The sequence below is a fragment of the Flavihumibacter rivuli genome (assembly GCF_018595685.2).
Classification (GTDB): Bacteria; Bacteroidota; Bacteroidia; order Chitinophagales; family Chitinophagaceae; genus Flavihumibacter; species Flavihumibacter rivuli.
In genome coordinates this window covers 629755-651012 of sequence record NZ_CP092334.1, presented here as the reverse complement: position 1 = coordinate 651012, position 21258 = coordinate 629755, and the positions used below count along the sequence as shown (strand labels likewise).

20 protein-coding genes are annotated in these 21258 nt (G+C 39.9%); all 20 read left to right on the top strand.

Annotation, left to right across the window (positions count from 1 at the left end):
• The first annotated feature begins 1192 nt into the window (after positions 1 to 1192).
• A complete protein-coding gene (locus KJS94_RS02850) occupies positions 1193 to 1684 on the top strand; it encodes a hypothetical protein (RefSeq protein ID WP_214447240.1) in 492 nt (163 codons plus the stop codon).
• A 211-nt stretch (positions 1685 to 1895) separates the two neighbouring features.
• Positions 1896 to 2612 (top strand): hypothetical protein, encoded by a 717-nt coding sequence (locus KJS94_RS02845; RefSeq protein WP_214447239.1) that lies wholly within the window; start codon positions 1896 to 1898, stop codon positions 2610 to 2612.
• Between the two features lie 737 nt (positions 2613 to 3349).
• Positions 3350 to 3955: a hypothetical protein gene (locus KJS94_RS02840; protein WP_214447238.1), complete on the top strand. Its 606-nt coding sequence runs from the start codon at positions 3350 to 3352 to the stop codon at positions 3953 to 3955.
• Positions 3956 to 4092: 137 nt separating this feature from the next.
• Complete coding sequence (locus KJS94_RS02835) at positions 4093 to 4656, top strand: hypothetical protein (RefSeq protein ID WP_214447237.1); 564 nt, start codon at positions 4093 to 4095, stop codon at positions 4654 to 4656.
• Between the two features lie 824 nt (positions 4657 to 5480).
• Positions 5481 to 5948, top strand: a complete 468-nt coding sequence (locus KJS94_RS02830; RefSeq protein ID WP_214447236.1) for a DUF4265 domain-containing protein — start codon at positions 5481 to 5483, stop codon at positions 5946 to 5948.
• A gap of 204 nt (positions 5949 to 6152) precedes the next feature.
• The gene (locus tag KJS94_RS02825) at positions 6153 to 6890 is read left to right on the top strand and encodes a phytanoyl-CoA dioxygenase family protein (protein WP_239804268.1); all 738 of its coding nucleotides are present in this window, start codon (positions 6153 to 6155) and stop codon (positions 6888 to 6890) included.
• 165 nt (positions 6891 to 7055) lie between these two features.
• Positions 7056 to 8783, top strand: a complete 1728-nt coding sequence (locus KJS94_RS02820; RefSeq protein WP_214447235.1) for a serine hydrolase domain-containing protein — start codon at positions 7056 to 7058, stop codon at positions 8781 to 8783.
• A gap of 337 nt (positions 8784 to 9120) precedes the next feature.
• Entirely contained in the window at positions 9121 to 9687 is a 567-nt protein-coding gene (locus tag KJS94_RS02815; protein WP_214447234.1) for a hypothetical protein, read from the top strand.
• A 484-nt stretch (positions 9688 to 10171) separates the two neighbouring features.
• Positions 10172 to 11275, top strand: a complete 1104-nt coding sequence (locus KJS94_RS02810; RefSeq protein WP_214447233.1) for an alpha/beta fold hydrolase — start codon at positions 10172 to 10174, stop codon at positions 11273 to 11275.
• Positions 11276 to 11405: 130 nt separating this feature from the next.
• Positions 11406 to 11945 carry a hypothetical protein gene (locus KJS94_RS02805; RefSeq protein WP_214447232.1) on the top strand — a complete coding sequence of 180 codons (540 nt, stop codon included), beginning with the start codon at positions 11406 to 11408 and terminating at the stop codon, positions 11943 to 11945.
• Between the two features lie 160 nt (positions 11946 to 12105).
• Positions 12106 to 12675 carry a Riean_0653 family protein gene (locus KJS94_RS02800; RefSeq protein ID WP_214447231.1) on the top strand — a complete coding sequence of 190 codons (570 nt, stop codon included), beginning with the start codon at positions 12106 to 12108 and terminating at the stop codon, positions 12673 to 12675.
• Between the two features lie 1068 nt (positions 12676 to 13743).
• Complete coding sequence (locus tag KJS94_RS02795; RefSeq protein ID WP_214447230.1) at positions 13744 to 14058, top strand: antibiotic biosynthesis monooxygenase family protein; 315 nt, start codon at positions 13744 to 13746, stop codon at positions 14056 to 14058.
• 833 nt (positions 14059 to 14891) lie between these two features.
• Positions 14892 to 15326 (top strand): hypothetical protein, encoded by a 435-nt coding sequence (locus KJS94_RS02790; protein WP_214447229.1) that lies wholly within the window; start codon positions 14892 to 14894, stop codon positions 15324 to 15326.
• A gap of 155 nt (positions 15327 to 15481) precedes the next feature.
• Complete coding sequence (locus tag KJS94_RS02785) at positions 15482 to 16216, top strand: YqjF family protein (protein ID WP_214447228.1); 735 nt, start codon at positions 15482 to 15484, stop codon at positions 16214 to 16216.
• 95 nt (positions 16217 to 16311) lie between these two features.
• A complete protein-coding gene (locus tag KJS94_RS02780; protein WP_214447227.1) occupies positions 16312 to 16806 on the top strand; it encodes a 2'-5' RNA ligase family protein in 495 nt (164 codons plus the stop codon).
• Positions 16807 to 17076: 270 nt separating this feature from the next.
• Positions 17077 to 17454: an alpha/beta hydrolase gene (locus tag KJS94_RS02775; RefSeq protein WP_239804267.1), complete on the top strand. Its 378-nt coding sequence runs from the start codon at positions 17077 to 17079 to the stop codon at positions 17452 to 17454.
• Between the two features lie 142 nt (positions 17455 to 17596).
• Complete coding sequence (locus KJS94_RS02770) at positions 17597 to 18373, top strand: CPBP family intramembrane glutamic endopeptidase (RefSeq protein ID WP_214447225.1); 777 nt, start codon at positions 17597 to 17599, stop codon at positions 18371 to 18373.
• A 416-nt stretch (positions 18374 to 18789) separates the two neighbouring features.
• Positions 18790 to 19314: a hypothetical protein gene (locus KJS94_RS02765; RefSeq protein ID WP_214447224.1), complete on the top strand. Its 525-nt coding sequence runs from the start codon at positions 18790 to 18792 to the stop codon at positions 19312 to 19314.
• A 68-nt stretch (positions 19315 to 19382) separates the two neighbouring features.
• Entirely contained in the window at positions 19383 to 20117 is a 735-nt protein-coding gene (locus tag KJS94_RS02760) for a hypothetical protein (RefSeq protein ID WP_214447223.1), read from the top strand.
• Positions 20118 to 20422: 305 nt separating this feature from the next.
• Entirely contained in the window at positions 20423 to 21040 is a 618-nt protein-coding gene (locus KJS94_RS02755; protein ID WP_214447222.1) for a c-type cytochrome, read from the top strand.
• Positions 21041 to 21258 lie beyond the last annotated feature (218 nt).

The following is a 21258-nucleotide window of genomic DNA, read 5'->3' as shown; positions in this document are numbered from 1 at the left end:
TTAGTTCTTAAATTCAACTTTATATTTTCAATCAGCAACGGTTGTGGGCAGACGGAATACTAATTCCCAACCTGCATAAAGCCCTGCTCGTTATAGGCCACCCAATTGCAACAACCAATTTTGCCGAGTAAGGTCGACGCTCGCTAATTAAAGGCAGGCATGCATTAGGTCCGGCTGGCCGGCAATTGATCTATAAATAGCCTATTCAGATATAATTTACGATGGAGAGTTTCCCGCTGAGGATAGTCTGGTAAGGAGCCTGGTTCTTAAATAACCAATAGAGGGGCTTCCAGCAGAAGTAACACGGATCAGGCTTCAGTGCAAGCACGGCCACCCCCAGCGTCAGAGCCCTGATCAATCAGAGTAGTTCGGTAATCATAACCAAAACAAATAAAAGGATAAAAGTAATGAGCCGCCTATACCCTACCCCAGACAACAACTCAAACAAAGTTGGACAAAATAGTCATGGCCGGCCAGCAATAGTTATCATGATGCATATCGGGTGGTTGCGGCCTATAACATGGGTATTGCTGCCATGGCGGGCTTTCGAACAAAGGCTCAACATTCGGAACTATATTTGACAGCAGCATAAATCATCAGCCAGGGTAACACGGGGTCCGCCCCGGCACCAATCCCCTGGCGTTATAGGCCACCCAATTGCAACAACCAATTTTGCCGAGTAAGGTCGACGCTCGCTAATTAAAGGCAGGCATACTTTAGGTCAGGCTGGCCGGCAAGAGTTAAAAATAATTAATGAGGCTTGGACTAGTGGTGACAGCTTCCTGTTCAGGATAGTCTGGTAAGGGGCCTGGTTTAAAAATAACCGTCAGAGGGGCTTCCAGCAGATGTAACACGGATCGGGCTTCAGTGCAAGCACGGCCACCCCCAGCGTCAGAGCCCTGATCAGTCAGAGTAGCTCGGTAAACCTAACCAAAACAAATAAACGGATAAAAGTAATGATCCGCCTATACCCCACCCCAGACAACAACTCCAACAAAGTTGGACAAAATAGTCATGGGCCGGCTAGCAATAGTTATCCAGATGCATATCGGGAGGTTGCGGCCTATAACAGGGGTATTGGTGCCATGGCGGGCTTTCGATCAAGGGCTCAACATTCGGATCTTTATTTGACAACAGCATAAATCACCAGCCAGGGTAACACGGGGACCGCCCCGGCACCAATCCCTTAACGTTGGCTGCGACCATTATGAACCATATATTTTTAAAAATATCATTCTGTCTATTTTTATTTTCCTGCGAGACAAGTAACAAAAAAAATGTTAGGAAAAACTATGGAGAATTCCCCGACCCTAAATCAAGCGTCTTAATTTATTTCTCCGACAGTAATCAGGTAGAGCTAACCAAGTGTGAAGCTGTAAAGAAAAGTGACTCATTATTTTTGAAAGTTACTGATTCATCTTCCAATTACCAGTTGAATATCCTTAAAGTCAAAGAAAACTTAAGCGTACAGTTCGAACAACTATTTTCGATTACAGATAGCTCATACAAAAAGCTAATATTTACAGCTATAGAACCAAGTATTAAATTAGACAAAGCATCTTATGACAAAGGAGATAACTTAAAGGGGTTTATGAAAGTAAAAATATCTGTACTTCACCGGTGGACAGAAACGTATTCAGATACAATTTCTATTGCTGGACATGTTTATGCAGCAGCACAATAATACTGCAGCCAACAGGCGGTTTGGCAATATGGCGGGGCGACGTATATATACTCATCTTTTTGTTCGCTATTCGGCTTAATTTCAAGCCGAAGAATAACGCCGAGCAATAGAATATAAAATGAATGTTTATTTATAAATTTAGCAGCGGATACGGGCTGACGATTATCAAATGCCGCTACATCGCCAAGCCGCTTTCGTTATGTGTAACCTTATGACGACACTACGAAATATATCGACACTTTTAATATTGACTATATCTAACATAGTCAACGGACAGACTTTTGATAAAAAATTTTCTGGACAATGGGCCATGACTTCTTGGACTTATGAGTTTCATAAAGACGGAACTTACAAAAGGACATCTTCAGGGCATTTTGGAAGCCCAGTTTATACCGGGAAATATACAATAAAGTCAGACACAATTCATATAATCACTGGATTTGAAAATACTAGCGGGACATTGAACGAATACTATCTGTTGGACAAAGATTCAATGCTTATTGACCTTGACAATTTTTATGACTATTCACCAAATCACAAAGACTGGCAATATATAAGTAAGAAGCGTTACGACATTCTTAAGAAACCAAATATGGACTCAAAGAATGCTTTAACAAAAAAACAATTTGAATTAAAGGTTAATGAGTCAACAGCAATTCTCAAGAAAAAAAGACTAGCTGAAATAACTGACGAAGAAAATTTCCAAATCATTCGACTAATAAATACAATTCGAATGAGCCAAGATTCATTACATATAACAGGAATATATGCTGATTTCATCAAAGCAGTTGAAAAAACTGGTTATGAAAAAGAAATTGCATCGTTTTACGACTGGATACCAAATAGAGGAATGGGATTCTATTTTCAAAAACTACAAGTTGAACTTGGCGGAACTCCTCATCCTTACAGCAGATACACAATAGAATGAAAAGAAAGGCTACACATAACACGGGTTTTGCGTCAGGCGGGGTGACGTGCAAACTTGGAGCTTTGTGCTTCTATTCAAGTGCAGTACTGGTTGACTGTTTTGTGCTCCGAAACCCGCCCGAACGCAAAGCCCGAAAACGTTATAGGCCACCCAATTTTACCAACCTGGTTTGCTGAGTAAGGTCGAAGCTCGCTAAGTGAAGGCAGGCATACTTTAGGTCAGGCTGGCCGGCAAGAGTTAAAAATAACTAATGAGGCTTGGACTAGTGGTGACAGTTTTCCGCTCAGGATAGTCTGGTAAAGGTCCAGGTTTTAAAATAACCATCAGAGGGACTTCCAGCAGAAGTAACACGGATCGGGCTTCAGTGCAAGCACGGCCACCCCCAGCGTCAGAGCCCTGATCAATCAGAGTAGCTCGGTAATCATAACCGAAACAAATAAAAGGATAAAAGTAATGAGCCGCCTATACCCTACCCCAGACAACAATTCTAACAAAGTTGGACAGAATAGTCATGGGCCGGACAGCAATAAATATCCCTTAACCTTTCGGGAGATTGCGGCCTATAACAGGGGTATTGGTGCTAAGGCGGGCTTTCGATCAAAGGCTCAGCATTCGGAACTATATATAACATCAGTATAAATCATCAGCCAGGGTAAAACGGGGTCCGCCCCGGCACCAATCCCCTGGCGTTATGTGCCACTATATGGAAACCTACTAACTGTGCATCCTATATAAAAATGACAGTTGAAAGAATATTGCTTTTATGCCTAATAATTTGTTTGGGATGTTCATGCAGGACAAACGATAAATACATAAGTTTAGCGATACCAGAGATAGGCAAGGCTACAGACCCAAAAGAGCCGCCGCCACCGCCGTTAAGTCCTTATGCTTATTACGGATGCTTCAATTTTATTTTTGATTCAACTGGCGCAATTTATTTTTATCAGCATTTCTACGACAGAGATAAAAAGCCAATAAGAGTTATTGACTTTGACAGTAATGCTCCGATTTTTATTAATCTAAATCCTGACAAAATAATAAGTATACCAGCGGACGGTGTTAAAAGCTTTGTTGAACAAAACGTGCTAAAAGCAGATGCGGCTTTTAGAAGTGTAACAGTAATTGGCCTGACAGATACAATTAAGTCAAAAAGTCTTATACCACTAATGAACATTTTGACCGACACATTAAACGACATTGCTTATTTGGTGAGAAAAACGACTTTTGAAGAGAACGTTGTACTTGACTATAAAAGAAAGCAAAAGTTCTATTATCCAGACAAAGTGAATTGGGACTCTACTAAAGTATTGTTTGACCGAAAGCGAAAGAATAGCGGCACATAACAGGGGTATTGGTGCCATGGCGGCCTTTCTATCAAAAGCTCAGCATTCGGAACAATATTTGACAACAGCATAAATCATCAGCCAGGGTAACACGGTGACCGCCCCGGCACCAATCCCCTGGCGTTAGTAGCCATATCATGATGAACATTCTTCACAAAATGTTTGGGCATAAACCAACAATAACTAAACAAACGCAAAGGACTGCTTCTGTTGAAACATTACCAACTATTCAAGACAACGCAGAAAAGCTCTGGAAATGTATTGAGGAGATAATAACTTTTTACAATGATATTTCCTGCCAATGCGCCTTTCCTCGGTACAGGCAAATTATAAGCCTTGACTGCGTTGAATATGGAAAATCATTTTATAGTAGTGAGACACAAGGATTCATACAACTTTCACGACCTTACTTCGATATCACGGAAGGCTATAACAAAGAAGAGGATAATTCGCAAATTTGGACATGTAAAAAATGTGGCTCTACTTATGACTATGCTTATTCAGGATTTAGTATCTATGTAAATCGAGGGTATCTAAAAATTAAAGAGCATAAATCTCCTGATATTGGGGCTCCGACTCAAAGTAAAATACCATTTTATGTTGGGCTGTTTGGACATAGTTATCCAGAAAGAGCGTTATTCAAAGAAGTAGATTTGGGCACATTTAGATCTTATATGCTTGAGACAATAACCGGCTACTAACAGGGGTATTGGTGCCATGGCGGGCTTTCGAATAAAGGCTCAACATTCGGAACTATATTTGACAGCAGCATAAATCATCAGCCAGGGTAACACGGGGTCCGACCCGGCACCAATCCCCTGGCGTTATGTGCCAGTAATATGAACAAACCAGCATGAAAAAGGGTCTTATAGTGATAGTGTTAATATTTCCAATACTTGCTTATGGCCAAGTGATAAAAAAGAAAATAAATAACAAAAATGAGTCATATCCGACCTATGCATCAATTGCTTTTAAAGACATAGTGGGTACCATCCATTTAGGCGACGGTTTTGGCGGCTACAACTTAATACTCGACTCCAATATGAATTTTAGCAAATTGAGTACTGACTGCCTGTCAAACCTAGTTGCTGACAGTGGAGTGTGGGAAATTAAAAATTACAGTACTGTTGTTTTAAAATCAAATAAGCAAAAGCAATACTTTGACATAATTAAACTTGACCACTTCATCTTTTTTATACCACCCGAATAACGACGTAATTTTATTAGAGAATTCCGTAAAACTAGAAAACAATATAAAAAAGCTCAGCCAGTTACTATCAATAACAAAACAATACCTAAGGATTACTTAGTCGGATATATGCTATCAGAAAAATATTATGCAAAGGAGATTGAAACAAACACAGGCACATAACAGGGGTATTGGTGCCATGGCGGGCATTCGAACAAAGGCTATACATTCGGAACTATATTTGACAACAGCATAAATCCTCAGCCAGCGTAACACGGGGTCCGCCCCGACACAAATCCCCTGGCGTTGTAGGCAACTTAGAGAGATACCCTAAAAATGACTCAGACAAACGACACATCCGTAAAAATCGTATTTCGGTTTTTTAGTAATGTTTTAGACGAGTGGACAGTTGAAACAATGTGGGCAAACACAGTAGACGCGGAGAAAGGACACTACAAACTGGACAGCATACCTTTTTATGCTCCTGTGGCATCAGACGACATTGTATTTGCGGAGTATGACGAAACCGAAGAACGACTAACCTACCGTGAGACAGTTGAACATTCAGGCAATTCAACAGTACAGGTAATACTACTAGACACATCAAAGGACATAAATTCCATTCGTGACGCTTTCAAAAACTTAGGCTGCATATCAGAAAAGCTGAATGACCAATACTTTGCAATGGAAATTCCTGCTGCTAAAGATTATTCGCCAATCAGGCAAATCCTGACAGAACTTGAAGATGCTGAAATTATATGCTATGCAGAACCGTGCCTTGCCAAAAATCATTGTTACGAATGACGAAAGCTGCCTACAACAATCGATTTGCTGCTATGCTGGCTGACAATTCGCAGCATCAACTTCTGTTCGCTTATCAGCAGCACTTCAAGCGTAACCGAACGCTATTGAACAACAGAATATATTTTGTACTTTGGTTATTCTATTGACTTCACTTGCCAGGCTGACAATTAAAAAACACCAGCACAGCAGCAAGCCGTCAACGTTATGCGTCAGCTTAAACCAGCAGCATCTATGATAGAAAAAGATCAATTCCTGAATAATGGTTTTATTACGATAGATAATATTTATACTTCGGAGGAAGTTGATAAAATTATCAACCAAATAAAACAAGCAAACACCGACAAAGACACCTTTAGAAAATCATCCGACCTCTTTGCAATCAGGCAGTTTCTCAAAGAAGTTCCTTCAACTTTAAGCATTATACTTAATGATAATCTAAAAAAGATCCTAACGGAGCTGTTTAGCAAGAATTACTTTGCTGTAAAGAGTATTTACTTTGATAAACCTGCATCCTCGAACTGGTACGTTTCTTACCACCAAGACCTTACAATTTCGGTCGACAAAAAGGTTGAACTTCCCGGTTTTTCATTTTGGACGGTAAAACAAAATCAATTCGCAGTCCAACCTCCTACTGAAATCCTGCAAAATATCGTTACTGTCAGAATCCACCTTGACAACACAGATGAAGAAAATGGCGCCTTAAAGGTCATCCCTGGCTCACATTTAAAAAGTATCTACAGACCAGAAAGCACTAACTGGACGACTGAAAGCGTAGTATCTTGTAATGTCCTAAAAGGTGGAATTATGCTTATGAAGCCCCTTCTTTTGCACAGTTCAGGAAGAACAACGAATAAAAAACAGCGACGTGTAATTCATATCGAATTCTCGAATATGGAATTACCCGAAGGCTTAAATTGGTCTGAAAAAATATATCTGAACTAAAGCCGAATGCACAACACTGTGTTTTGAATCATAGCGGCGGACGCTTAAATCATGATCGCCAAGAATTCTAATCATCTATAAACCAGAGTTGGACTGAGGATCAATGAAACCGCAAAGAACGCAAAACACCGGCCGTTGTATCCCATTATTATCATCACTTTGTTTATGAAATCTAATTTTCTTATAGTTTGGATTCTTTCCTTTACACTGGACTATTCTTGCTTTGGACAATCTACCATAAAAAATCAGATTGATATCAAACTAGATAGTATCTTTTCCGGATTCAAAGCAAATACGCCAGGTATAGCAGTTACGGTTATACAGAAGGGAAAAGTGATTGCTAAAAAGGCATATGGAATGGCTAGTATTGAGTTCAACGTTCCTTTTGAACATAAGACACTTGTAAGGATGCCATATTCAGAAGGAAGGGAATTTATTTCAATAGCCGCAGCGCTGATGGAAAGTGATGGGCTACTACAATTGAATGATAAAGTACAAGAATATTTTCCGCAACTTCCGCAGTGGAGCAGTAATATAACTATTCAAGATTTATTGAACCATAGTAGCGGCTTTGCTGATGAGTGGGCAACTCTTGCACTTACCCAGGCGAGTATGACCAACCGTATCGACAAATCTCAGTTCCTTCAATTTCTCTATAATCAACCAACGCCTTCTGTTGAACCCAGCAAAGGGTATATGTATTCTAATTCAGACTTTGGTTTGCTACGGTTGATTCTTGAAAAAGCATCTGGTGAAAATCTGTCGGATTATATGAAGCGCAGGGTTTTTCAACCACTGGATATGAAAGATAGCCGTATTCACAACGATCGGGAAGATGTGATTCCCAATCATGCATTTTCGTATACTGTTGGCGAGAATAATACATTCAAATTATGGCTGAAGGATAAAACATCGCCCGGCGGAAATTATTATGTACTCACGTCAGCCAACGACCTGGAGAAATGGGCTTCCGCTTATACCGATCCTAAATCATTTATATCTACTGCAATAAAACGCCTAAAACAAAATGCCCGAGTTATTCCAGTATTACCCGGAAAAAATTATGTGTTTGGGCATAATGAAAAAATACTCGGAACTTATACAGCTACCGTTCATATGGGCGTGAGTGAATATCCATACCTTGCTCGTGTGCCCGAAGAGGAGCTAACTGTGATTATGGTAAGCAACCAGTTTCAGCCAAGATGGAATTTGATGAAGAATGTGCTGTCAGCATGTCTTAAGATTGAAACAAAACCTCCAGTAATGCCTGATGTAACCGTGGAGAAGGCAACTATTAATCAACAGCAATTAGAATTGCTTTCAGGCCTATATCAATGGCAAGTGCCTCTCACATTCCAAAGCTTTATGCCACGTAAACGGTTTACTTCAATTGTTGCAGGCAAAGGTGTACTTCGGGTAGTATACAGTGAGAATGACACCTTGGATTTGGTTCAACTGTCAAAAAACAAATTCAGAGACCCAGAATTCCCTGATGTATTTATATTTTATCAGTCCAACTCTGATTCAGCCCAACGCTTGGTATTGTATACATATGATGGTGACACCATTCAAATGGAAAAAACAAAGTCTGCCATTCAAAAGCCGGTGAGCAAAGAACTGCATAAGCTTACCGGTAAATACTACAGTGCCCATCTTGACTTTTATTTGACTTTGGTATTAAACGAAAGAGATGAATTGGTGGTAAAGCGACCGACCATTGCTGATAAAATATTGGAGCCGTGGACAGATGGTGAGTTTAGACTGTCTACAGATTATGGGGAATATTCGAGTGAAAGCTGGGTTCGTTTTCATTACGATGAACAAGGAAATGTGACTCATTTTACTGTTTCCCATCCCCGATTAATGAATCATCGATTTGACAAACTGCGATAAGCAGCATACATCAAATGTATATGCAAATGCAGGGCTGGAAACTGAAACATCAGCTATGTGCAAGCATCAGCAGCGGTTTGGGCTCAACATTCAATTTTCAGCTTTAGTTCATAACTTCATCAACACATTTTCAAATGGGCATTTGTACCAGGCTGGACAATCTATGAATTGCCTGCCTTCCCATATACTCAAACATTGTGTGCAAGCTTTATGGGCACTCTACTAACTTAAATCAGACAAAATGCGATTTTGCTTATATATATTGATTTTTATAGGATGTACAAACTCCCAAAATGGTAAAAGTGAAATCATCAATCAAGTAAGCAGTCAAGATAATTTGAAAAACATAGATTCTATTCCGCTAATTAAGCAATCTCCTTCAAAAAAGAAATGGGTTCATACTGAAGAAAGATACGAAGATTCTTTAGGAAGAGTTATAAGAGTGTATAACAGTTACCCGAGGGGCGGAGCATACAATAGTTCAGGACAAATAGATGGATATAGGATATTCTGGACAAGTATAGTTAACGAATCTACAACTCCATTAAAACTAACAGTGGAATTCCCTATTGATTCATTTCCGACTGTAACTTCTCCCGATGCCTTTATAAAAGCGTTAATTCCCCCAGACACGATGACGCTTGAGAAGCTAGAACTATTTGACTTTGGAGTGACTAATATTAAATCCATATTAGATAATGGATTCAAGAAACCAAGCCAATTAGAAATAACATTAAAGCCCAGGGAGGAGTATTATTATAATACAATATTTCTATTTCATGAATCAGAAGGGACAGCACGTTCAGCACTTGTTTTAAAAGGAAAAAATCTATTTTACAGGATTAACATAGACTCTCAACCTTCATTGATAATCCCCTGTGGACGTATCGAATTCATAAACTAAGATATAATTGATGTAAGACTATTTTTTGATTGAATATAAGCCTGCACACAAAATTGGGTTTTCTGCAAGATTGGCAGGTCATTGAAGCAATGGTCATTCTATCACTTTTGAGCTTCATCTCGGCTGGGCTAACATTGTTGGGCTTTTGTTTATCACCCTCTACTTTTATATCTTTAATCAGCAGCGATTCCGGGATGGACGAGCAATGAATTCCAGCCCTGCAGAAACCCTTCTCGATGGGAGTAATTCGGCCTGGAAAAGTTATTGTTTCAAAAAACTGGGACGACAGACTACAAACAAAGATTCCCCACGGGGATAAGCTAAATGCCAGGGTACAATTTGGGACTTAGTAAAATGAAAGCGAGCAGTTTTGTTGGTTAAAAAAACAACAAAGGCCGCAGGCGAACTCCAACATAGGCTAGAAAAGGTTAAAAGGTGAATTTAAATTGCGAGTCCTAATGAATTAATACCAAAATACTATTGTATGTATAAATTCTCATTAATTTCACTTTTAATCCTGATGAGCATTTCTATATCTGCCCAAAATTTAATATCGACAAGGGAGCAGGCGGTTCAGATGTTAACTAATCTCAGGAAAATCCATACACCTGAAGGTATTGATACACTACAACAGATTGAATTAAATAAAGAGAAACAGTGGATTTCTATAAAAGGACGTAATCGTGATAACCCTATACTATTGTTTATTCATGGTGGCCCTGCAAGTCCTATTATGCCCATAAGCTGGACATTCCAGAGTAGCTGGGAAGATTACTTTACTGTAGTGCAGTGGGATCAGAGAGTCACAGGTAAAAACTGGGCAACAGCAGATACAGTTAAAGCTCGTAATGAATTAGGAGCCGAGACTATTATTAAAGATGGCGTTGAACTGGTAAACTGGCTGTGTAAGCGTTACAAAAAGGATAAGATATTTATACTTGGGCTTTCATGGGGAACAATGATTGGCACCCATATCTCTACAATAATTCCCGAAAAAATATACGCTTATATTGGAGTAGGACAAGTATATCATGCCAACAATGAAGATTATCTATATAGCAGATTGCTTGAACTGGCAAAAAAATATAATAATACCGCAGCTTTAGAAGAACTGAAAAGCATTCAGCCTTATCCTCATATAGATGAAGAAACACCCATAACAAAAATGCTTGTTACCAGAAAATGGGCCAGCATATTTAACGGAGGATGGTACGGAAAACCTTCCCTCGAATTGTATTATACCTTGCCACAACTATCTCCGGATTACAATGAAAATGATTTAAAATTTCAGTTCCAGAGTATGGCTTTTGGTTCAAGATTTCTGGTAGATGATATGCAAAGAGCAACTTCTCCAATGAACTTTAAAGTGCCCATATTTATACTTATGGGCAGATATGACTTATATACACCCTATGCTAAAGCCAAAATATACTTTGATAACCTGAAAGCACCCTCAAAAAAATTTATTACCTATGAGAGAAGTGCGCACTTCCCCATGATCGAAGAACCGGGAAGGTTTTTAATTACACTGGTAAATGACATCAGGCCCCTTGCAGGAAAAGTGAAAGATTATACTATTGATCCTTGAGATATTACCCTGATGCAGTGGTCAAATATGGCATTGAGGTACCACTACAATTGGAAATTTATATTTTCGAATGTGACGAATAAGGGGAGTTTTCAATCGCAAAGCAGATAAACGTTTTACAGAATGTTTCATGAAATATCCAACTGCTTACCTATTCCTTTCGTTGATTGCTTTGTTTAGCTGCAAGACCGCACAAAAACCCAACTTTATCAAATCAAGGAAAGAGAAACTCATCGTGTTGACCGGGGCTCCAGCTCCTCACGTTCTTTTTGTACTTGAAAATCGCGATACACTAAAATTTAGCAGCCGTGACATATATTCAGAACTGGAAAAAGCCATAAAAAAGCAAATTGAGCACCAAGGCTATTTGACCAGTCAAACGTGGGAAGATCTTGCGGGAGTTATGAAGAATCAAAGCAGGGACACGCTTGTATTTCGGGATTTATCCGCAGTTAATGATAAGACCCTAAGCGGCATTCTAGAAACCTCTATTGCAAGAGCGCTTATTTTAAAAGGACAAGTCATTGTAGCTTTGAAAGACCAGACAGTTGAACCGCCGAAACAATTAAGGTATATTTTCCTCCGTGACAATTCAGGTGGTCAGCAAGGGAACTTCTATACAAACGACAATACATTGATTTACAGGACAATCATAACTTTGGGCGAATAAAACGAACGCAGAACAGCGGTGTGCTAAAATACGGGCTGACGTGTAAGTACTAAACTGATTATTTTTGAAAAACAACAGAACAAAGACTAAGCCGTCGTAATCCAAATAGCCGTCCAGCGGCAAACCGATGGACGTTGGCAGCAATCTAAAAAGCACACCTATGATACAAGAGTATAGGTTCACGATACTTTTCCTGATGTTGCCATTTCTTTCCTGCAGGAAGGAGAAAGCTCCAGATTTGACTTTACCACCAGCCACCGAAACTGGGCAAAATACGCTTGGTTTTCTACTGGATGGTAAAGTGTGGACAAACTACGGTAAACGCTGCACAATAGCCGGTTGCAAGGATAATAAAGTGACTGCATATTTGTATAAACAGCCAAATGGAGACTTTGACTTTGGTGTAAGCGCAGACTATACGGTAACTTCTGATACGACAGACCAGTCATTTTACATTTCCACTACAAACATAACAACAACAGGAACGTATCAAATTGATAATAACCTTGGAAGAGGAATGGCTTTCATTGGAAGCCGCTATAACCAGTGGTACAGGGAATACAAAAACAACCTGCCCAATAAATGCACTTTAACCATTACCCGCTTTGATACCATCAACAATGTTGTTGCTGGAACATTCGCAGGAATTCTCTACAACCCTAACAATTTGAATGACAGTATTAGAATACAAGACGGACGCTTTGATGCGCAGTTAGACTATAGGCGATGACGGATGCCAACAGCAATACAGAATATCTTCAAAGCAGAAAGCTAATGGACGCCAGATGTGATACAATGAGCCATTTATTTACTATGATAATATTAATATCTGGTCTAGCTTGTTCAAATATTTCACAAAATTCAACTATTAATTTGAAACCTGCTGGCGTCACAGATTCAGCTTTCTGGAGCGGAGGAGTTGATGGAGGAAATTGGTATGTTATTCATTCTTTAAACGATCATAGAAAAGCACCATTATTTCGGTATATGGAGATAATGGCGAGCTAATTGTAAAAAAGGAATTTATTGTTAATTGCAGACAAGCAAGCAGTTTTGATGAAGGATCTGAAATACCAAATTAGTGCTTTTGATGGTGAAAAAATATATCAAATTGCTCTGAAAGATAATGAAGTATGCTGGATGCAGTAAATTTCTATTATAGATTGTATTAAATCTGGTAGAATATTAGGATTAATAATGCAACAGCAATCATCAAATGCAACTAACAGCGGGTTTTGCGCCATGGTGGCGGACGCCTAAATCTGTTCGGCAGGATTTCTACTCATATTTAATCCAGGGCTAGGCAGTGGATCCCTGAATAGCACAAAGAACGCAAAGCCCTGGCCGTTATGGCCCCCTCCAATCGCAATAACCAATAATGCTGAGTAGGGTCGACGCTCGCTAATTGAAGGCAGGCATACTTAAAGTCCGCCTGGCCGGCTAGAGTTAAAAGTAATCAATGAGGCTTGGACTAGTGGCAACCGTTTCACGCTCAGGATAGCCTGTTAAGGCAAATGGTTGTATAATATCCATTAAAGGGGCTACCAGCAACAGCAGCACGCATGGGGCTTCATTGAAAGCAAAGCCCGCCCTGCATCTGTACACCGATCGGACAGAATAACCTTTTATGCCGATTCCAAAAATATGGCAACAGGAAAGAACTGGTCGAACAATACCCTACCTTAGACAATATATCAACCATAATTGGACCAAATAGTACCGGCAAAGATATACATACAAAAAGCCGGTCATAGAAATCAGGTTACCAATCGATAAGATAATCAATAATGAAAGAAATATGATTTTAGAAGTAGCTATATTAAATGTAAAAAAGGGTGAAGAAGAAGACTTTGAAAGGGATTTCCTTACAGCCGGAAAATACATTAGCTCCATAAATGGATATGTAAGACATACCTTAAGGAAATGTCTGGAACAGGACAACAAATATATATTACTTGTCGATTGGGAAACCCTGGAAGACCATACAGTCGGATTTAGACAATCTGCAGAATACCTTGAGTGGAAAAAGCTACTGCATCACTATTACGATCCATTTCCAATAGTTGAACATTACGAGACAATTATTGAAAGCGGAAGCACAATCAACAACTAACATCTTAATGGAATTAACAAGGATGACAATTGAAAACTAAAGGCTTACAATTATTTTTAATATTTTGACGAAATGTCAGGTTGCTATACTTGAAGCACCCCATCATCGCTTATAGGTAAAACGACAACAATAACCCTCCTCCTTATGATTGGACATACCACAGTATTCCTGGTCCTTGCATTGGCTACAATCCTTCAACTCATTTCAGGGTTCTTAACAGGAACCCTTGCAGTTTCTGTTGTGCCTGGCTGGTCCACTCCTATTCTAGCTCCATACACCATCCTCTCTATTTGTGAACTAATCTGGATTTGGCTTCTTCCGATTATCTATTCAGTACTTAAGAATAGAAACATAATCTTACCAAATCCAGTGGTAGCGATACATCTATTTTGTACGATAGCCAATTTTATCTCCCAGGAAGGCTCTACCGATGCTACAGGATCTCATTATGAAGTCATAGCTGTACTATTACCAAATGCCGTATTCGTTGCCGGACAAATCATCTTATTATCCTTCATAGCAAAAGCGTGGAAGCCAAAATAGAAGAAAACAGCGCATAAGAATGGAAATACTCAGCTGCATTTGTGCGGAATTATAATCTACAATTCACTGTTGCACGCCAGGAAGAAGCAAGCTAATGGACAAATTGATAAGTCTACTCCAGCATAAACCGGACACACTACATTTAGGATTAGCCAAATTTGGATTAACGAACAGGAATTAGCTAGAAAGCCATGCGTATATATAGTAAATAAACTGAAAGATTGTTATCCAAATTTCCGTACTGTCGTTAACCTGTAGACATTAGGCGTAATAACAAACTTTACCACAACATGGACAAAGCATTACTTGATGACATAATTGAAAAAAACAAAGCCCAACCCGTCGGAAAAGGCTACATTGACATCATTGTTTCCCGTGACAATTATAAAGCCTTTATTATCGATCTTGTGGCCAATGGCTTTAAAATTACCGGCGTGAGTTGGTGGGAATGGCATAAAGAGAATCAAGAAAAACAATACGGGCTTGGCGGACCAAAAAGTATTTTTTACGAAGGATGGTTTTTCGAAATCCCGGTTAGCGTGGAGGACTTCAGCTTTTCTGTTGACATTTCAAAAGAAAATATTATTGCAGCCATCCTTTACAAAATTGAAACAAAGGTAATTTCATTTTCAAACGAGACAGTAACATTTAAAGAAAGCAGCTGGCTTGTACCAGCAATCTGGCTAGATGTTCCTGACGATTGGAGAAACAAATACAGCACCTAACAAGAGAATAGCGGAAGCCTATCCATAGTGCAAAACAGGAACCATAACCCGCTTATAAACTTTAGTAACAAATTTGACCTTACCGATCTAAAACCCACCCAACTGCAAAGCCTGAAACAAACAGTGCCAATACTTTATCCTGTACCAGATGCTTTATGAAGACAGTCAAAGCCATTTTAAGCTACGTAGACCACCGCCCCTGGGCACTGCCCCGTGCACAATGGACCTACTATCAGGAGTGGAATCGCGCCTTGTTTCTTCACTGGAAAGTACCTGAAAGGCAGCTCAGCAAACTAGTACCTACTCCGCTCCTATTAGACACCTACAATAACGAGGCCTGGGTTACTTTAGTCGCCTTTACAATGGAGCGGATCCGACCCAAAGGACTGCCAGCAGTCCCTTTCCTATCCAATTTCCACGAAGTAAACATAAGGACCTACGTCAGATCAGGTGATAAGCCAGGCGTTTATTTCCTGAGTATAGAAGCCAGCAAGTCACTGTCGGCGTATACAGCAAGAATGCTGTCCGGCCTTCCTTATGAACCAGCAACTATCCTGCGTCAGGGAGAGGCATTCCAACGGTATGCATCAACCAATACAAATCGGCACTTCCATCTGGATGCGTCATTTACCATTGGCAAAAAGGAATTGAATAAGTCTGCTCTTGACCTTTTTCTCACTGAAAAATATTGCTTGTACATGGAAAAGGAAGGATCACTATTCCGTTATGATATCCATCACCAACCTTGGGAACTATTACAGATAGAACAAATTAACCTGGATATCAACTACCGGGTTGGAGAACTAGATATTTTAGAAAAACCAGACCTTGTTCACTACTCGGACGGAGTAAAGGTGATTGCCTGGGATAAGGTACTGGCAGGAACCTAATATATGCTGAAAACTTATAAATTAGTGCCAAGCTAGAAATAATACACGCAAACCATTCAATCTTTTCCAAATTGGCCTCTCCCCTTCGCAGACAATTGACTTTATTTGTAGCGCCCGAAGACGCTACTCCAATTGAGCAGATCAGACAACAATACAATCCCCTACAATTTGAAATAATAAAGGCCCACGTTACATTGTGCAGGGAAGATGAAATAGAAAATATTGAACCAGTAATAGCCAACCTTTTATCCTTAACAAAGACGAAACAGCCGATCTTGATTGGGTTTGGCAAGGTTACAAGGTTTGACAACGGGAAAGGACTTTACCTTCCAGCAGCAAATGATAATGAAGAATTTGACGAATTACGCAGTAAGATTTTAAATGGGATTATTGAAAACCCGAGGAAACATGAAGCCCATATAACCTTAATGCACCCAAGAAATTCAACGTGCACTGACGAAATCCATAAACAAGTGCAAACAATAGATCTGCCTACCCAATTATATTTCAACACCATTAGCCTTATTGAACAAAAGGACGGCGGACAATGGAAAATAGTACATGAATTTAATATGGAAGACGGCATATAAATCCTTCAGCTATAGAGCAACTCTCACCAATGCACCGTTTGGCAGCAACCGGTTGATCAATAATGTATATTGAACTTAATTTTATTGATCCGCTTAGGTTCCGGTCAAAACGTTCAAAACTCACCATAATTCTTTACATTCATTTACCGTAATTCCTTTGGCGACAGTAGTCAGTTGTCGTCATAGATTAGCCAGCCCGATCGATCTGCAGAAAACCTTGTAAACCATGCGGCATTTACATTTAACACTAGCCCTCATTCCCTACTAGTGATGGCTGGTTGCCACCAGAACAGCGCCAGCCAATCCAAAGAACATCAATCGTCAGTTGTTTCAGCTGTTCAATACGGAAGTGAGGGGATAAACAAAATGGATATCTATAAGCCCTCTCCGGATTCCAACAATGGCAAGTTAATATTGTATGTTCACGGTGGGGGCTGGTACACTGGCAGCAAGACTGAAGCAGCACATTGGGCTAAGGAATTGCAGGGTTTAGGTCATTCGGCAGTTTGTTTAGATTACGCATTGGCAAATAAATCCCCAGATAACTGCTATCCCAGGAAGCTTATGGATATTGAAAAAGCCATAGCGTTTATGAAGTGGAATGAGAAAAGCGGGTGGATTCAAAAAAGAATACCACACAATAGCTAATAGCATGAAGGTTTAGCAAAATAACAGTTATTCAATACCTTCAAAATATCCTAGGCAAACAAACTGTATCACTATTAAAATGCCCAATTATAAGAATTGGTAAATTCAAAAATTGTAATGAATAACAACGAACAGGCATACCATGACAAAAATGAAACAACCGGATACACAATATAGCTTAACAAAGATCCTGGCGGTCTGGGCTTTGTCTGCCATACCCATGGGTATTTTGGCTTTCATCATCACGCCTTTAGTGGCCAGTGCCACAAACTGGCCTCCCTTGATCGTTTATTGGATAGCTACTCTCATAGGACTAGTATGGCAGTTTGCACTTTCCCTGGTTATCCTAAAAAAGGAGGGACATCCATTGAATTGGTCGACGATGGCAAAACGCGGTAAATACCAAAAACCCATAAGCCCCAAAACAGGCAAACCCAATAATTGGCTGCTATTATGGACCATCCCCTTTATTATCCTCAGCGCTTTGATACAATCCGGAAAAATCAATTTACCCCCGGTAGATTCCTTGTTGACACCATTTATCCGGAATTTACCCCAATATGACCTATCCAGCCTCGCTACCCAAGAATTCAAAGGTGCCTGGTGGATCCTGGCATTATTCATACTCACAAGCCTGTTCAATTACTTGCTAGGCGAAGAATACATATACAGAGGCATACTTCTGCCTAAAATGAATGGGGTATTTGGCAAATGGGATTGGTTCTTTAACGGCATATTGTTTGGACTCTATCATCTCCACAAACCTCAGATCATACTATCCACGGCCCTCTATTTCGGCTTTGTATTTGCTTTCCCATCCAGGCTATTTCAATCCAGCTGGATGGCAGTCATTATCCATGGACTGGAAGGGGTATTAGGGATCATTCTGATACTGGGAATAATCCTGGGATTATCATAGCTATTCTCCATTAAACCATTTGGACAATTAATAAAAAACTCATCTTATTGGTTGCACTATGAATAATAGTAATCCCTGTTATCTTACGCTGTCAATCCCTGAAAAAAATTAAGGAACAGGCTATCTAGAGATACAACAGAAAGGCTATAAGGCAACAGTAAAAGACAGAAGAACGCTAATGACCCATGATCTGTCCTCTGCCCTCCCTTGAAAAATCAGGAAGATAGCTGGAATGGAAATTACCTCCTGACAATCAGGAAATAGACCAAATTCGATAAAGAGCCAATAACAGATATTGCAACTCAAAAAACACAAATTCAAAGCCTTAAAAAGACAAGGTAAATCCTCCACCAGGAAAATTCAGGTGCCAATCAAATTCCCAATAAATGGTATTGAAAAATAGTTTACCTTTTATCATGTGGAACTATATAGAACCCTGGATTGACAGGAGACAATATGCATTGGTGACCTTTTCCGTACTAGTAGGATCATGGCTGCTATATTCTTCCATTACATCAAGAAAGGTTTCCTCGCTTGCAGATTTAACCACAGTTGAGGGTCAACTTTCCAGGTATTCTTTTATTGACGGCAAAAAGGGAACAAAACGGTATTATATATGGCTGACCCAATATAATGCAAGCTTCCAAATACCTGCAGACTTTATAAGTTATTTTGACAAGGACCATTTTAAAGAAGCAGTAGGTCCGGGACAAACTATTTCTATTTCCATTTCAAAGGATGACATTAATAAGACCAGGCATTCCAATTACCGCATAAGAATCTACTCCTTACAGACAGAAAGTCAATCCTTTCTCCTGAGTAGCTTCACCCTAAAAAAAGAAAATAATATAATCCAATACATGATTGGACCGCTATTTATCATGGCCGGAATTGGATACTATTTATATAGACACAAAAAAATGGGAAATGTTTACCGCTAACAATGTATTGCAGTATTCGGGAAAAAGAAAACCAAAAAAGGTTACATCTATTGTAACACAAGAAGGTTATGGAAAATAAAATAAAACTTGAAAAATCACTATTTCAAAAGAGCTACCTCTACTTTATAGTATTTTTTATATTGATGCTTTGGGCCTTTTGGACCACCTATTTCACAAAACTATTCCACCAGGAAAATTACAGAATGCACCTTCATGGGGTCACGTTGATCTTGTGGTGCCTTATGCTAATCGTTCAGCCCTACCTGATCCGGGCTAAAAAAGTCAACATCCATAGAAAGATCGGAAAACTCTCTTACCTCCTTGTCCCACTTATCCTATTGACCTCCCTTGACCTTCTTAAATACAGGTTATCTCAAACTACAGCATTGACCAATACAAATTTCTATGCAGTGGCATTAGTGCTCAATGCCCTGGTGATATTTGTGATCCTATATGGACTGGCTATTTACAATCGGAGAAAAGGAGCCATTCATGCCAGATATATGCTATGCACAGCATTCCCAATGTTTACGCCAATTACGGACAGAATAATCTTTATCTATTTTCCTTCCTGGCTAAACTACGTTCCCAATATAGGTGGCGAACCTGTTGCGCCTGTATTTGGCTTTACATTGGCAGATATACTACTTATTGGTTTATCTATTTGGGACTGGCGATCCCATAAGCGTTGGAACGTATTTCCATTTGCCTTGCTCCTATTGATCGGCTACCATTTTTCCGTACTGAATTTTTACAAATATCCCTTCTGGATAAAATTTTGCGAATGGTTTTCGGCCACTTGAATGACCCGACTACTGAAAAGGCAGAACACCTTTAGGTCTTTTAGGTCGGATCAATGGTTGCTAAAAAAAGTCTAATTTCCCGATCCGTAAATTTTCCTGCAGATTATTGGCTGAAATTGCTTAGCTTTTACTTAGAAACAGCCATCCTTCCTTAATCATTTCTCCCCTCCCCGAAAACAAGTTATCCGTGAATGTTGCCCCGGTTTATTTTCAGGTTGTTTGACTCAATGAACCAACGACAATTAGTCTTACCCCCTTTTCTGGTTTAGATAAACAATTGACCCTAAAAATAAAACCACCCCATCATGCGTAAGACTTACATTCCCCTTATCGCAGGCCTGGTATTTACCGCGACCTGCTTTACCCAATGTTCCAACAATAAGACTAATGAACCAGTAACCACCGCCACTACCGAGGCAGAAAAACCGCTTTACGGAGGGTATGCATCCCAAGCCGAATGGGGAGAACACCTCGTAACTATTGGAGGTTGCAATGACTGCCACACCCCCAAGAAAATGACACCTATGGGTCCAGTTGATGACAGCACCTTACTGTTATCGGGGCATCCTGAAAAGCTACCCGCACCAGAAGTGGACAGGAAAGCCATGGAAAGCAAAGGATTGGTCGTTACCGCAGATTTTACCGCCTGGATAGGTCCCTGGGGCATTTCTTATTCAGCCAATCTTACACCAGATGCAACAGGATTAGGCTATTGGAAGGAAGAACAATTCCTTTTTGCGTTAAAAAATAGCGTCAGTAAAGGGCTTCCCGGGGGAAGACCACTCATGCCACCCATGTCAATGATGCCGGTTAAACACATGACTGATGATGAGTTGAAGGCCATATTTGCCTACCTCAAAACCATTAAACCTATAAAAAACAATTCTGTCCAACCCACCCCTCCGGTATTAGTAAGAAAGTAAGGAACAGGGCAGTTCAATTCATTCATCAATAACATCCCGGACTGAATAAATCCAGGGAGGAAGCTAACCATGCACTACAGGCATCCGGGAAGGAGATACCATACCCTCTCCACTGCTGATTCGAAAGGAAGCTGCAACCAATACATTAAATACAAGGCAACTGCCAGAATCAGGGCCATTAACCAGGCCGGCATCATAATAGCATAAATTGTAATTTA